Annotated in this window: 17 protein-coding genes; 12 read left to right on the top strand and 5 right to left on the bottom strand. The window is 67.2% G+C overall.

Annotated features, from left to right (window positions below):
* The first annotated feature begins 5 nt into the window (after positions 1-5).
* Positions 6-605: a peptidylprolyl isomerase gene (locus ACMT1E_RS11370; protein ID WP_414903401.1), complete on the top strand. Its 600-nt coding sequence runs from the start codon at positions 6-8 to the stop codon at positions 603-605.
* Between the two features lie 34 nt (positions 606-639).
* Here ACMT1E_RS11370 and ACMT1E_RS11365 read toward each other — a convergent pair whose 3' ends face one another.
* On the bottom strand, positions 640-1,539 hold the full coding sequence (locus ACMT1E_RS11365; RefSeq protein WP_414900340.1) for a diacylglycerol/lipid kinase family protein: 900 nt from the start codon (positions 1,537-1,539) through the stop codon (positions 640-642).
* Between the two features lie 93 nt (positions 1,540-1,632).
* On the opposite strand from ACMT1E_RS11365, the gene hemB reads away from it, so the two are divergent.
* The 4 genes from hemB to ACMT1E_RS11345 are packed head-to-tail and all read left to right on the top strand — an operon-like array spanning position 1,633 to position 6,025.
* Positions 1,633-2,628: a porphobilinogen synthase gene (gene hemB / locus ACMT1E_RS11360; protein ID WP_414900338.1), complete on the top strand. Its 996-nt coding sequence runs from the start codon at positions 1,633-1,635 to the stop codon at positions 2,626-2,628.
* Complete coding sequence (locus tag ACMT1E_RS11355; protein ID WP_414900336.1) at positions 2,628-4,910, top strand: spermidine synthase; 2,283 nt, start codon at positions 2,628-2,630, stop codon at positions 4,908-4,910. Before hemB ends, ACMT1E_RS11355 begins: the two co-directional genes overlap by 1 nt.
* On the top strand, positions 4,907-5,443 hold the full coding sequence (locus tag ACMT1E_RS11350; protein ID WP_414900335.1) for a GNAT family N-acetyltransferase: 537 nt from the start codon (positions 4,907-4,909) through the stop codon (positions 5,441-5,443). Before ACMT1E_RS11355 ends, ACMT1E_RS11350 begins: the two co-directional genes overlap by 4 nt.
* 21 nt (positions 5,444-5,464) lie before the next feature.
* Positions 5,465-6,025, top strand: coding sequence for a gamma carbonic anhydrase family protein (locus tag ACMT1E_RS11345; RefSeq protein WP_414900334.1), 561 nt, complete (start codon positions 5,465-5,467; stop codon positions 6,023-6,025).
* A 14-nt stretch (positions 6,026-6,039) separates the two neighbouring features.
* On the opposite strand, the gene ACMT1E_RS11340 is transcribed toward ACMT1E_RS11345, so the two are convergent.
* Positions 6,040-6,666 carry a DNA-3-methyladenine glycosylase family protein gene (locus ACMT1E_RS11340; protein ID WP_414900333.1) on the bottom strand — a complete coding sequence of 209 codons (627 nt, stop codon included), beginning with the start codon at positions 6,664-6,666 and terminating at the stop codon, positions 6,040-6,042.
* Positions 6,667-6,740: 74 nt separating this feature from the next.
* On the opposite strand from ACMT1E_RS11340, the gene ACMT1E_RS11335 reads away from it, so the two are divergent.
* Positions 6,741-7,058 carry a 2Fe-2S iron-sulfur cluster-binding protein gene (locus ACMT1E_RS11335; RefSeq protein WP_414900332.1) on the top strand — a complete coding sequence of 106 codons (318 nt, stop codon included), beginning with the start codon at positions 6,741-6,743 and terminating at the stop codon, positions 7,056-7,058.
* A gap of 16 nt (positions 7,059-7,074) precedes the next feature.
* On the opposite strand, the gene ACMT1E_RS11330 is transcribed toward ACMT1E_RS11335, so the two are convergent.
* Positions 7,075-8,886, bottom strand: coding sequence for a DUF885 domain-containing protein (locus tag ACMT1E_RS11330; protein ID WP_414900331.1), 1,812 nt, complete (start codon positions 8,884-8,886; stop codon positions 7,075-7,077).
* Between the two features lie 99 nt (positions 8,887-8,985).
* Between ACMT1E_RS11330 and ACMT1E_RS11325 the strand changes: the two genes are divergently transcribed.
* Genes ACMT1E_RS11325 through ACMT1E_RS11300 form a run of 6 tightly spaced genes read left to right on the top strand, consistent with a single transcriptional unit; the run spans position 8,986 to position 12,400 of the window.
* A complete protein-coding gene (locus ACMT1E_RS11325; protein ID WP_414900330.1) occupies positions 8,986-9,747 on the top strand; it encodes a segregation and condensation protein A in 762 nt (253 codons plus the stop codon).
* Positions 9,744-10,331: an SMC-Scp complex subunit ScpB gene (gene scpB / locus ACMT1E_RS11320; RefSeq protein WP_414900328.1), complete on the top strand. Its 588-nt coding sequence runs from the start codon at positions 9,744-9,746 to the stop codon at positions 10,329-10,331. Before ACMT1E_RS11325 ends, scpB begins: the two co-directional genes overlap by 4 nt.
* Before the next feature lie 29 nt (positions 10,332-10,360).
* Complete coding sequence (locus ACMT1E_RS11315) at positions 10,361-10,597, top strand: twin-arginine translocase TatA/TatE family subunit (protein WP_414900327.1); 237 nt, start codon at positions 10,361-10,363, stop codon at positions 10,595-10,597.
* 29 nt (positions 10,598-10,626) lie between these two features.
* Entirely contained in the window at positions 10,627-10,965 is a 339-nt protein-coding gene (gene tatB, locus ACMT1E_RS11310; RefSeq protein ID WP_414900326.1) for a Sec-independent protein translocase protein TatB, read from the top strand.
* Complete coding sequence (tatC, locus tag ACMT1E_RS11305) at positions 10,962-11,738, top strand: twin-arginine translocase subunit TatC (protein ID WP_414900324.1); 777 nt, start codon at positions 10,962-10,964, stop codon at positions 11,736-11,738. Before tatB ends, tatC begins: the two co-directional genes overlap by 4 nt.
* Positions 11,739-11,755: 17 nt before the next feature.
* Entirely contained in the window at positions 11,756-12,400 is a 645-nt protein-coding gene (locus ACMT1E_RS11300) for a glutathione S-transferase family protein (RefSeq protein WP_414900322.1), read from the top strand.
* Between the two features lie 119 nt (positions 12,401-12,519).
* Here ACMT1E_RS11300 and ACMT1E_RS11295 read toward each other — a convergent pair whose 3' ends face one another.
* Together ACMT1E_RS11295 and ACMT1E_RS11290 are read right to left on the bottom strand one after the other, a co-directional pair.
* Positions 12,520-13,227 (bottom strand): class I SAM-dependent methyltransferase, encoded by a 708-nt coding sequence (locus tag ACMT1E_RS11295; RefSeq protein ID WP_414900321.1) that lies wholly within the window; start codon positions 13,225-13,227, stop codon positions 12,520-12,522.
* The gene (locus tag ACMT1E_RS11290; RefSeq protein WP_414900320.1) at positions 13,217-13,681 is read right to left on the bottom strand and encodes an Rrf2 family transcriptional regulator; all 465 of its coding nucleotides are present in this window, start codon (positions 13,679-13,681) and stop codon (positions 13,217-13,219) included. The genes ACMT1E_RS11295 and ACMT1E_RS11290 overlap by 11 nt, the downstream gene beginning before the upstream one ends.
* Positions 13,682-13,748 lie beyond the last annotated feature (67 nt).

Here is a 13,748-nt window from a genome sequence, read left to right as displayed (position 1 = left end):
CCGCGATGATTCGCACCTTCGCCTCGTTCGCCCTGCTGCTGCTCACGCCTATCCCGGCTGCCGCCGCACCGCCCGCGTCGCCCCGCGTTGTGCTGGAAACCACCGCCGGGCCGATCACGATCGAATTGGCAACACAGCAGGCGCCGATCACAACGCGCAACTTCCTGGCCTATGTCGACCAGAAGAAGTTCGACGGGACCAGCTTCTACCGCGCGGCCCGCACGCCGCGCACAAAGGGGCGGGGATTCATCCAGGGAGGTATCCGCCACACTATCAGCCGTGCCTTGCCGCCGATCGCGCACGAGCCGACGAGCAAGACCGGCCTCACGCATGGCGATGGTACGATTTCGATGGCGCGGACCCGGCCGGGCAGCGCGATGGGTGATTTCTTCATCACCGTCGGCCCGATGCCGTCAATGGACGCCAAGCCGGGCGGGCCGGGCGATAATCTGGGCTATGCGGCGTTCGGGCGAGTGGTTGCGGGCATGCCGGTCGTCCGCAAGATTCTGGCCGCGCCGACGGTGGCCCAGAAGGGCAAGAGCGCGATGGTCGGCCAGATGATCGCGGAACCGATCCGCATCACCTCCGCGCGGCGGGTGCGCTAGAGCTGGCGCGCCGCGATACGATCACAATGGCTGGTCATGCCTGCAACGATGCAGGCGCGGCCACGTCGATAATCGCGCGCGCGACCTTTGCCGTCACGGGGGTACGTGCCAGCACTTCGCCGTCGATCGAGATCGGCAGGGGGGGATCGGTCGCGATGCGAAAAGTAGGGCCGCGGAATTCGCGTACCGTCCAATGGCGCGCGCGCAGGCGCAGCAGGCTGGCTGCCCAACTTGCCAGTAGCGTGCGGCTGGCATGGCCAACGACAACCTGAATGACGATCTCGCCGTTGTCCGGCTCCGCGCTTTCGACCAGTTCGGTGCCGCCGTGGTATCCGCCGTTGGCGATGCGGACTTCCACCGCACTCAGTCGCTCCGCTGCCGGGCCTTCGCCGACGGTGACGCTGAACGGACGGAAACCCAGATATTTCCACCCGGCCCACGCCAGATAGCCGGCGCGCCCCAGCCAGCGTTTTAACCCGTTCGGTACGGATTCGGCGATCATCGGGGCCAGGCCGATTGCGGCGCAGTTGGCGAAGTAATCTCCGTCGATCATCCCCAGATCAATGCGCCGCCGTTCGCCACCGGCAATCACCGCGATCGCCCCGTCCAGGTCGAGCGGAATGCCGAGGGTGCGGGCAAAGCTGTTGGCGGTGCCGAGCGGCAGCAGCGCGAATACCGTATCGCCGCCGACGAAATCGTCGACGCTCATCGACAACGATCCGTCGCCGCCGCCGACGATCAGCATCGGCGGCTTACTCGCCAGCGCCTCGCGGATCGTCTGGCCCAGCCGCTTCGGGTCGCGGACGGCGTGGGCGGCGATAAGCGTAATGCCGGCGGCGGTCAGCTTGTCCCGGGCTTCGCCAAACAGTGCGCGGCCGCGCCGGGACTGCGCGTTGACAACAAGAATGGCCTGTCGGGGAAGGGGACGTGTCATCGCGCCTGAACGCGTGACGGTCATAACGGATGCATAACGCATTTCGCGTATGAGCTATCTTGGGCGCGGGGGTGGTTTCGGTTAGGGGAAGACATGACTTTCGCGTCCTATCCGGCCCTCCGCCTGCGGCGAACCCGCTACACCGCCTGGAGCCGCGCGCTCCACGCTGAGACCCGCATCGCGCCCAGCGATTTCATCTGGCCGCTGTTCGTGATGGAGGGGCGGGGGATCGAGGAGCCTGTTGCGACCTTGCCCGGCGTGTCGCGCTGGTCAGTCGACGGCATCGTCGCGCGCGGGCGTGAGGCGGCGGCGCTCGGCATCCCCTGTATCGCGCTGTTCCCCTACACCCCCGCCGGTTTGCGGACCGAGGACGGGCGCGAGGCGCTGAACCCCGACAATCTGATGTGCCGCGCCACCCGGGCGCTGAAGGACGCGGTGCCAGACATCGGCGTGCTGACCGATGTCGCCCTCGACCCCTATACCAGCCACGGGCAGGACGGGCTGATCGACGCAGCCGGCAATGTTCTGAATGACGAGACGATGGCGGTGCTGGCCGATCAGGCGCTCGTCCTGGCGGCGGCGGGCGCAGACATTATCGCCCCGTCGGACATGATGGACGGCCGGGTCGGTGCGATCCGTCAGGTGCTGGAAGGGGCAGGGCACGCCAACGTCCAGATCATGGCCTACTCGGCCAAATATGCGAGCGCCTTCTACGGCCCGTTCCGCGACGCGGTCGGCTCACGCGGGCTGCTGAAAGGCAATAAGCGGGGGTACCAGATGGATCATGCCAACAGTGATGAGGCATTGCGCGAGGTCGCGCTGGACCTGGCCGAAGGGGCGGACAGCGTGATGGTCAAGCCGGGCCTGCCCTATCTCGACATTATCCGCCGGGTGAAGGACGAGTTCCGCGTGCCGGTGTTCGCCTATCAGGTGTCAGGCGAATACGCGATGATCGAGGCGGCCGCCGCAGTTGGTGCCGGGGATCGCGACGCACTGGTGCTGGAAACGCTGACCGCGCTGAAGCGGGCCGGTTGCGCCGGCGTCCTGACCTATCACGCCGCCCACGCGGCGCGGCTGGTCGGCGGCTGATGGCCAGCGCGGCCGCCCCGATCGACGGCCGTTCGATCGAAACCGACGACGCTCGCTGGCGCGGGCCACTGTTCGTTCTCACCATTTTCGTCGGCAGCTTCCTGCTGTTTCTCGTCCAGCCGATGATCGCCCGCATGGCGTTGCCGCGCCTGGGCGGAGCGCCGGCGGTGTGGAACAGTGCGATGCTGATCTATCAGGCGCTGCTGCTCGGCGGATACAGCTACGCCCATCTGCTCGGTCGGCTGAATGTTATGCGTCAGGCGCTGGTCCACGCCGTGCTGTTGTGCGCGGCGGCGCTGTGGTTGCCGATCGGCCTTGCCGCGATCTATCCGTCGGCCACCGCCAATCCGGCGCTCTGGGTGCCGTGGCTGCTGCTGGTGTCGATCGGGCCGCTGTTCTTCGCGGTTTCCGCGCAGGCGCCGCTGATCCAGCGCTGGTACAGCGCGGCGAGCGGCGGGCGGGACCCCTATGCGCTGTATGCCGCGTCTAACCTTGGCAGCTTTGCCGGGTTGCTCGCCTATCCGCTGTTCGTCGAGCCGGGATTCGCGCTGGCCGCGCAAAGCCGGCTGTGGAGCATTGGCTACGGCGTTCTGATCCTGCTGGTCATCGCTTGCGCGACGCTGTTGCCTCGCCACGACCCGACCCGTCCCGGCATCGCCCGGCCATCGGAACCGCCGCCACTGCGCCGCCAGCTATATTGGGTGCTGCTCGCCTTTGTGCCGTCGGGGCTGATGCTGTCGACGACGACCTATATCACCACCGACATCGTCGCGATGCCGCTGCTGTGGGTGCTGCCGCTTGGCTTGTATCTGCTCAGCTTCTCGGTCGCGTTCTCGACGCGGGGCGGCATTGCCCGGACGATTACGTTTATCGCGCCTTTTGCCTTGCTAATCTGCGGCGCAGTCGCGATCCGGAACAATCCGGCCCAGCCGTTTTTCTCGATGGCGGTCGGTCTGTTGCTGTTGTTCATCGTCGCGGTCGCCCTGCATGGGGAGATGTATCGCACCCGACCGGCGCCTGAACGGTTGACCGGCTTCTATCTGGCGATGTCGCTTGGCGGGGCACTGGGCGGGTTGTTCGCCGGGCTGTTCGCGCCGTTGCTGTTCGATTGGACATACGAACACCCGCTGCTCCTGCTTCTTGCCGGTTGCGTGGTGCCGATGCGCGCATTGGCGCCGGCGTTGCAGCGTGTTTGGAACGACGACCGGCGCGCGACGCTGCTGACGGCCGTTGCCGTCGGCCTGGTGTTTCTGTTCGCCGCCGTCGGCCTTGCCGGCCCAGCCTGGTTGGGCGGGAACGCGGCAATGATCACGGCGGTTGGCATCGGGCTGATCGGCATGCTGGCGGTGGGGCGCCGGATTCCGTTCGTTGCCTGCCTGCTGGCGATCGGTCTGGTGCTTGGTGTCTGGCATTCCTTTGAGCTGAGTGCCCAGCCGGGCGCGCGGACGCGCAGCTATTTCGGCATCTACACCGTCCGCGATATGCCGGCGGATGGTGTACGTTCGCTGGCGCATGGGACGACCCAGCATGGTGTTGAAATCACCGTGCCGGGGCGGGAGACCGAGCCGACCGCCTATTACGGCCGCCGGTCCGGCATCGGGCAGGCGATGCTGGCGCTGCCCGCCCTTGCCGGCGCCGATGCCAGCGTCGGTGTTGTCGGGCTGGGGACCGGGACGCTCGCTTGCTATGCGCGCGGCGGCCAAAGCTGGCGGTTCTTCGAGATCGACCCGGCGGTGCTGCGGATAGCCCGCGACGACGGTGCTTTCCATTTCCTCGGCCGCTGCCTGCCGCATGTGCCGGTCATTATCGGCGATGCCCGGCTGACCCTCGCCGCACGGCCGGAAGGGCAGTTCGACCTGCTCGCTCTCGACGCATTCTCGTCCGACGTGGTGCCGATGCACTTGCTGACCGTCGAGGCCTTCGCGAATTATGCGCGTGTCGTCAGCCGTGACGGTTTGCTGCTGGTTCATATCTCCAACCGCTTTCTGGACCTGCGTCCGGTCATTGCCGGTGCGGCGGCCTCTGGAGGCTGGACCGCCGCTGTCTATCATGACGAGATCGATCGCGACGCACGCGACCAGCGGCATCTGGCGAGTTCGGTATGGGTGGCGATGTCGCGCAATCCCGCGTCGCTTGCCCGACTGACGGCGCTCGCGCCTGCCGGCGAAACCCGCTGGCAGCCGCTTTCCGCGACACCGGGCTTCACGCCGTGGACGGATGATTTCGCCAGTATTCTGCCGCTGCTGACAGCCGGGGTCCCGAAAGCCGACGCGGCGCCATGAGCGTGGCGATCGAAACGCAGAGGATGCGCCTGCGCGGGTGGCGGGACGAGGATGGCGACGCGTTTGTCGCCGCGACCAATACGGCGGAGGTGATGGAGCACCTTGGCGGTGTGGAGGATCCCGCGGTGCTGAAAGCGGCGGTCGCGCGCCAGCAAGCGTTGCTCGCGGCAAACGGCTATTGTTTCTGGATCATCGAGCGGGTCGACGATGGCGCCGTTCTGGGCTTTTGCGGGCTGAAGCCGGGCGAAGTCGGCCCGATCGCCGACGAGGTCGAGATTGGCTGGCGGCTACGGGCCGACGCCTGGGGCCAGGGCTATGCGCGCGAGGCGGCGGAGGCGACGCTGGACTGGGCCTGGGCCAATCTCGACGCGCCGCGTGTGGTCGCGATCACCGTGCTCGGCAATGTCCGTAGCTGGGGCCTGATGAAGCGGCTCGGCATGCGGCGGCGCAAGGATCTGGACTTCGCCCACCCGCGCTTTCCGCCCGATCACCCGCTTAGCTGGCACATCTGTTATGCGATGGACCGGCCTTGAACAGATAAGGGAGCGCGCAAGGTGGAAGGGGTCAGCATCATTCCGTTCGGCGGCAAAACGCCGGTCGTCCACCCGAGCGCCTTTGTTGCGCCGGGTTGCCGACTGATCGGCGACGTAGAGATCGGGCCGGAATCCAGCATCTGGTATAACTGCGTTCTGCGCGGCGATGTGAACCGGATCAGGATCGGCGCGCGGACCAATATTCAGGACGGCACCGTCGTCCATGTCGATTCGCCGCTGGCACCGGGGGAGGCGGGCCAGCCGACGCTGATCGGCGACGACGTGCTGATCGGCCATATGGCGATGGTTCATGGCTGCGTTCTGGATGATGGCGCGTTTGTCGGGCTTGGTGCGACGATCATGAACGACTGCCACGTCGCCACCGGTGGCATGCTTGCTGCCGGCGCCTTGCTGACGCCGGGCAAGCGGATCGGCGCCGGAGAGCTATGGACCGGCCGCCCGGCCAAGCTGGCGCGGATGTTGACCGAGGCCGAAATGGCCTTCAACCGGCTTGGCGTTGTGCATTATGTCGAAAATGCTCGTGCCCATCGTGCCGCGATTGGCGCAATGACCGGGGATTGACCGGCGGGTGCCGATCAGAGCGGAATGCCCTTGGTATTGTTGTAGTGAAACCAGCTCATCAGGGCGGCGGCGCCGCGGTGCGGACGCCAGGCATCCGCCGCCGCGCGCACCAGTTTCTCGCTGGGGCGTTCTGGGTGGCCGAGCATGCGGCCCACCTCGATTTGGATAACCAGATCGCCGGCCGGCCAGATGTCTGGCCGCCCTTCGGCGAACAGCAGATAGATTTCGGCCGACCAGCGGCCGATACCCCTGATTTCGACCAGCCGCGCGATCGCCGCCTCGTCGTCTTCCGGGAGATCGAACAGGTCGAGCGCGCCGCTGGTCACCAACCCGGCAAGGCTGCGGGCATAGCTGACTTTCTGGCGGGACAGGCCGCTGGCGCGCAGTGCCTCGTCCGGGGCGGCGAGCAGGCGGGCCGGGTCGGTGGCGTCGCCGATCCGGGCATCGAGTTTGTTCCAGACGGCGGCGGCGGCGGCAACGCTGACCTGCTGACCGACGATGGTGCGCAGCAGTGTCTCGTAGCCCCGGGCGCGGTCGCGCGGTGGTGGATAACCGACCCGGGCAAGCGAGTCGGCAAAACGGGGATCGAGCCTGGCCAGGGAGTCGATCGACGCATGCAGATAGTCGACGGACTTGAGCATGCGGCTTGATCATCCCCCCGGCGCACGACATAGGGCCAGCAAGCGCTGTTTAATGCGACTGAAAGGGAAGGCAAATGCCGAAGTTGATCGTTGTCACCCGGGACGGGACCGAGCATGTCGTCGAGGGCGATGATGGCCTGACGGTCATGGAAGTGATCCGCGACAACGGTTTTGATGAGTTGCTGGCGCTGTGCGGCGGTTGCTGTTCGTGCGCCACGTGTCATGTCCATGTCGACCCCGACTTCGCCGACCGGCTGCCGGGCATGAGCGAGGACGAGAGCGATCTGCTCGACAGTTCCGATTTCCGCAACGAACAGTCCCGGCTGGGGTGCCAGATTCCGTTCAGTGCGGCGCTCGACGGCCTGAAAGTCACGATCGCGCAGGAGGACTGAGCGCGCAGCCGCCGGTTCAGGTGAAGCGGGCGCGGACAACCTGTTCCAGTATGGTGAGCGGCATAGCGCCGAGGCGAAGCACTTCGTGGAACTGGCGCAGGTCGAAACTTTCGCCCTGCGCGGCTTTTGCCTCGTCGCGCAGGCGTTCCCAGACGGTGTGGCCGATCTTGTAGCTGCACGCCTGGCCGGGCCAGACGGTGTAGCGATCGATTTCGTTCTGGCTGCGGCCACGGGCGATGCCGGTCGTCGCGATGAAATACTCGGTCGCCTGTTCGCGGCTCCAGCGTTTGCGATGCATGCCGGAATCGACGACCAGCCGCGTCGCCCGGAACAGGAAGGACTGGAGGTAGCCCGCGACGCCGATCGGGTAGTCCTTGTACATGTCGAGTTCGTCAGCAAGCTGTTCCGAATAGAGCGCCCAGCCTTCCGAATAGCCGGAAAAGCCGCCGAAGCGGCGAATCAGCGGGATGTCGCCGGATTCCTGGGCGATGCTGACCTGCAGGTGATGACCGGGTACTGCTTCGTGATAGGTCAGGGTCGGCAGGCCGAATTTCGGCCGGTCGAACGTGTCGCGCAGATTGATGTAGTAGATCGCCGGGCGAGACCCATCGAGCGGCGCGCTGTTGTAATAACCGCCCGGCGCGCCGGCCTGAATGAATTCCGGCACCCGGCGTGCTTCGACCGGTGCCCTGGGCAGGGTAAGGAAGGCCTGTGGCAGCCGCTTGTAGCTGGCGGCGATCTGCAGGTTGAGCGCGTCGATCAGCGCGGCGCGGCCGGCGTCGGTGTTGGCGAAGAGCTGCGCCGGTTGCGTGTTGAGCGCAACGAGCCGTTCGCCGACGCTGCCCTGCGTCATGCCCTGATCGCGCAACACCCGGTCGAGCCGGTCGCTGATCCGGGCGACCTGATCGAGGCCAAGCTGGTGAATCGCCTCGCCGGTCAGTTCGGCGGTCGTCGCCGCCCGTGCGGCGGCGTCGTAATAGGCGTCGCCGTCCGGCAGGCGCCACACCCCGGCGTCGTGGCTGGCCTTTGCGCGGAACGCCGCGACGGCGGCGATCTGGCGGTCGAGCGCCGGCGCGATCCTGTCGGCGACGATCCGCTCGGCGCGTTCGGCGGCAGTGCCGGACAACCCCGCCTTGGCCAGCTTGGCGGCAAAACCGGACACCAGAATACCGTCGGCGGGTGACTGGTCGCGTAACTGGCGGAGTAACCGGCCGGTCGTGTCGAGAATATAGTCGGGCGGAATGACGCCGCGTGCCGCGTCCTGCCGGGCGTGTTCGAGATTCTGGTCGAGCGCGGCGGGGAAGGCGTCGAGCCGGGCGAGATAGGCGTCGGCATCGGCCGCATTGGCGACCGGATGCTTCGAGGCGAGGAAATCGGGAATGTCGCGATAGGCGCCGGTCAACTGGCTGATCACATAGGGCGCGAAACGGCCGCCCGCCGAACCATAGGCGAAGCGCTCCGCACCGGCGATGGCGGTGTCGAGTTGCCAGGCGACGACATCGTAGTCGATCGCCGCCGCGTCACCGAGCGCGGCGCGGTCGACCGCCGTAAGCTGCGCGCGTTCCGCTTGCAGCCGGGCGAGGGTGTGGCCCCGATCGGCGGGGCTATAGTCGTCGAGCCGGCCGCGCAGCGCGGCCCGGGCGCCGGTATCCAGCCCCATGCTTGTCGCGCGCGTGGGCGCTCCGTCGAGGCGGGCGTAGAACATCCGGTCGAGCAGCGCGTGGAAATCGGCATCGGCCGGGGCCTTGGCGGCCGCCGACGGTTGCGCGGGCAGGCGGGTGGCGATGGCGAGGGCGCCCGCGCTGGTGAGAAAGGATCGGCGGTTCATCTGCGGCCCCATCATGCGTTCGGATGAGACAGGGGTATCGTGGCGCGTCGGTGCTGTCCATTGTCGCAACCGGCTGGATCGGGGCGGGGATTCGCGGCTATGGTTGTGGCCATGGAGTTCGCCGCGATGGATGCGGCGCCCGCCGAGGCGCTGCGGATCGAGATCGACGGGTGGGAGGGGCCGCTCGACCTGCTGCTGGCGCTGGCGCGGACGCAGAAGGTGGACCTGCGCGAATTGTCGATCCTGGAACTGGTCGAGCAATATCTGGCCTATCTGGCCGACGCGCGGGCGCTACGGCTTGAGATCGCCGCCGATTATCTGGTGATGGCGGCGTGGCTCGCCTATCTGAAATCCTGCCTGCTGCTGCCGCGTGACGAGGCGGTCGATCCCAGCCCGGAGGAATTGGCGCTGCGCCTGCATCTGCGGCTGCAGCGGCTGCACGCGATGCGCGAAGCCGGCGCCCGCCTGCTCGGCCGCGATCGGGTCGGTCGTGACGTGTTCGTGCGTGGGGCGCCGGAAGGGTTGCGGACGGTCAAGGCGACGGCCTGGTCGGCCGATCTTTACGACCTGATCGCCGCCTATGGACAGATCGCCGCGCGCCGGCAACCGGCGGTCCACCGGGTCGAGCGCCGCCCGGTCATGTCGCTGGACGCGGCATTGAGCCGGGTTATGGCGATGATCGGCGAACGGATCGACTGGACGCGGATCGAGGCTTTCCTGCCGGTCGCCGAGGACGCTGCCTATCGGCGGTCGGCGCTGGCATCCAGCTTTGTCGCGGCGCTGGAGCTGGCGCGGCAGGGGCGGGTGGAGTTGCGGCAGGATGAGGCCTTCGCCCCGCTCTGGTTGAAGGCAGGGGGATGACCGGCGGTTTTTCGGCCGAGGACGATCTGTCGCGCGCGGTGGAGGCGGTTTTGTTCGCCGCCGCCGAGCCGCTGAGCATTGCCGACATCAGGATGCACGCGGGCGATTTCGATGTTGGCGCCGTGCTCGGGCGGTTGCGGGATGTCTATCGCGGGCGTGGGATCGAACTGGTCGAGCGTGGCGGGCGCTGGCAGTTCCAGACGGCGCCGGACCTCGCCCACCTGTTGCGCCGGACCCGCGAGGAACCGCGCAAGCTGAGCCGCGCCGCCGTCGAGACGCTGGCGATCATCGCCTATCACGAGCCGGTTAGCCGGGCGGAGGTGGAGGCGATCCGCGGCGTTCAGATATCAAAGGGTACGCTGGACGTGCTGATGGAGGCGGGATGGGTGCGACCGGCGGGCCGGCGAGAGGCGCCGGGGCGGCCGATCACTTATGCCACGACGCCCGGCTTCCTGGTGCATTTCGGCTTGCAGTCCCGCCGCGACCTGCCTGGAATCGACGAGTTGAAAGCCGCGGGCTTGCTTGATCCGGTCGATCTGGCGATGAGCGCGGTTCAACTGGAAAGCGATGACGATAGCGCCTAAGATAAGGCGAATTCCCGGGAGAAGACGGAATGGGTGGTTTCAGCCTCTGGCATTGGCTGGTAGTCGGGATTGTGGTCCTGCTGCTTTTCGGAAAGGGCCGATTTTCCGATATGATGGGCGACGTCGCCAAGGGCCTCAAGAGCTTCAAGAAGGGGCTGGCCGAGGATGACGAAGCGCCGAAGCGAATCGATGCCCCGGCCCGCCCGATCGACGGGCAGCGCGCGCCGGAGACGGAGCGGCAGCCGGAAGATACGCGGCCGAGCTGAGCGCGCCGGGCCGCTGGTGAGCGAAGGCGATGTTTGACGTTGCGCCGACCGAACTGATCGTGGTCGCGCTGGTCGCCCTGCTGGTGATCGGCCCGAAGGATTTGCCGCGCGCGTTGCACCACCTCGGCAAATGGATGGGCAAGATGCGGGGCATGGCCCGGCATTTCCGCACCGGGCTGGATACGATGGTCCGCGAGGCCGAATTGGCCGAGATGGAAAAGAAATGGGCGGAGGACAACGCGCGGATCATGCGCGATTATCCCGACGCCACGCCGACGGCGGAGCCCGCATTGCCGCCACCGCCAGCCGCCGAGCCGACGACGGAGCCGGTGGCGCCGCCCCCTGCCGCTGAAGAGGGTGGGCGGTGAAAGACATCGACGAGACGACGGCGCCGCTGCTCGACCACCTGATCGAACTGCGGCGGCGGTTGCTGTGGTCGGTGGCGGCGCTGTTCGGGGCGTTTGTCGGCTGCCTGTATTTCGCCAAGCCGATCTTTGCCTTCCTTGTCCAGCCGCTGCTGAAGGCGGGGCAGGGCAAGCTGATCTACACCAACATTTTCGAGGCGTTCTTCGTCGAGGTGAAGGTGGCGTTCTTCGCGGCGCTGATGCTCGCGTTTCCGGTGATTTCCAGCCAGCTGTGGAAATTCGTCGCGCCGGGGCTGTATGCCAAGGAGAAGCAGGCGTTCCTGCCGTTCCTGATTCTGACGCCGGTGCTGTTTCTGCTGGGGGCGGCGCTGGCCTATTATTTCGCCATGCCGGTCGCGCTGCATTTTCTGCTGAGTTATCAGGGCAATGTCGGCGGGGTAACCCAGGAAGCCTTGCCGGGTGTCGGTAACTATCTGGATTTCGTGACGAAATTCGTTTTCGGTTTTGGCGTCGCGTTCCTGCTGCCGGTGCTGCTGATGCTGTTGGAGCGCGCCGGGATCGTTACGCTGGCGCAACTGCGCGCCGGGCGGCGCTATGCGATCGTCGCGGTGGTCGCGGTGGCAGCGGTGCTGACCCCGCCGGACGTGTTCTCGCAATTGCTGCTCGCCGTGCCGCTGGTCGCGCTTTACGAATTCACGCTGATCGCGATCTGGTTGACCGAGCGCCGGCGGCAGCGCGAACGGGCGAAGGCCGATGCCGAGGCGGCGGCCGAATAATCAAAGAGGGGAATGCGATGATTCTGTATGGCGCCAGCCTGTCTCCGTTCGTGCGCAAGGTGCTGATCTTCGGTGCCGAGAAGGGCATTGCGATCGAGCGCAAGTCGATCGGACCGGGCGACGCCGACCCCGATTTTCGCCGCGCCAGCCCGTTCGGCAAGATTCCGGCGCTGGTCGACGGCGATTTCGCGCTGGCCGATTCGACGGCGATCGTCGCCTATCTGGAAGCGAAATACCCGGAACCGTCGATGACCCCGGTCGACCCGCGTGACCGGGCGCGGGTGGTGTGGCTGGAGGAGTTCGCCGACACGATCCTGTCCCCGGCGGGGCTGGCGGTGTTTTTCAACATGTTTGTCGCGAAGATGGTCGGGGTGAAGCCGGACATGGCGGCCGCCGACAAGGCGCGGAGCGAAACGCTGCCGCCGATCCTCGACTATGTCGAAACCGTGCTGCCGGACGACGGCGGCCCGCTGGTTGGCGGCATGGTGACCGTCGCCGACATCGCCATCGCCTGCCAGATCGCCAATATCGCCTATTGCGGCATCGCTCTGGACGACGGCGGGCGACGGCCGAAGCTGGCCCGGTTCCATGCCGAGTGGAGCGAGCGGCCGAGCGCGCGCGAACTGGTCGCGGGCAACCTTGCCGTGGTGGCGCGGGGGTAAGGCGCGGGCTTTACGCTGGCGGTGGTTCGCGATGACGGGAGGCGTGGCGCGGGGATTGCCGTCCCGCGCCTTTGGCGGCGCGCAATGACGGATGGTTGGCAGGCGGCGCGCGCGGCTGGTCAGGCGTGGGCGATCCAGCCGCGCCAGGTGAAGGCGGCGTAGAACAGGCTGGGGTCGGCGAAGCCGCCGGCGCGCAGGATCGCTTCGTCCTGTTCCGGGCTGAAGGTGTTGAGGCTGGCGGCGACGGCGTCGCGGGCGCCGAGCGCCTGTTCCGGCTCGACGCCGAGCGCGATCGGGAAGGCGGCGTAGCGATCGAGCCACTGGCCGCGTTCGGCCGGGGTTTGCGGGAAGCTGGAATGGGCGGCGACAAACGGCGCGCCGGGGCGGAGGCGCCGGTGGATTTCGCGCACCGTGCGTTCGCGTTCGGCGGCGGGGAGGAAATGCAGGGTCAGCAGGCAGGTTGCCGCGTCGAACGGGCCGGCTGGCGCGTCGTCGATATAGCCTTCGACCAGTTCCATGCGGGCGCGGTGCGGGCCGGCGACACGTTCGGCGAGACGGAGCATTTCCGCCGCCGGATCGACGCCGACGAAGGTCCAGCCGGGATGAGCGTCGGCGATCGCGCGCAATTCGCTGCCGCCGCCGGCGCCGAGCACCAGCACGCGGGCGTCTGCCGGCGCGCGTTCCGCCAACAGGATGCCGGTCATGCGGAGCATGCCGTCGAGGCCGGGGACGAAGCGGCGCGGCCCTTCCGCGTAGCGGGCGACGGCTTCCGGGTCGGAGAAGGATTTTAGGAACGGCTGATCCTGCGCGGCGGCGTCAGCGGGCATCGGCATGGTCCTTGTGGTCTGGGGCGGGGCAGGCGGCGAGCCGTTGGTGGAAATCGGCGGAAAGAGCGGCGAGCGTCACCTCGGCCAGCGAGGCGAGCAGCAGCGCCTCCGCATCGCGAAAGGCGGTGCCGAGCGCGGCGTTGACCGCCTGTTCGACCAGGCAATCGGGCGCTTCGCTGCGGTTGCCGATCGACAGCAGCGGCGGGTGGCCGAGCGCGTCGTAGACGTCGCGCAGGCTGATCGTTTCGAGATCGCGCGCGATGACCCAGCCGCCGCCATGCCCCTTTTCCGAGCGGACATAGCCCTGATCGCGCAGGCCGGCCATCAGCCGGCGGATGACGACCGGGTTGGTTCGCATCATCCGCGCCAGCGTTTCGGATGTGACCGGGCCGTCCTGTTCCGCCATGTGGAGCAGGACGTGGAGAACCCCGGAAAGGCGGCTGTCGCGTTTCATGTACTTTTACATGTTACATGATGAGCGGCATGTCAAGGTTGGTGCGCCGGGCGGATAAATAACCAAA

Source organism: Sphingomonas flavalba (assembly GCF_047553045.1).
Classification (GTDB): domain Bacteria; phylum Pseudomonadota; class Alphaproteobacteria; order Sphingomonadales; family Sphingomonadaceae; genus Sphingomonas_L; species Sphingomonas_L flavalba_A.
The sequence above is the reverse complement of the archived record's forward strand: the minus strand, read 5'-3'. Positions and strand labels throughout refer to the sequence as shown.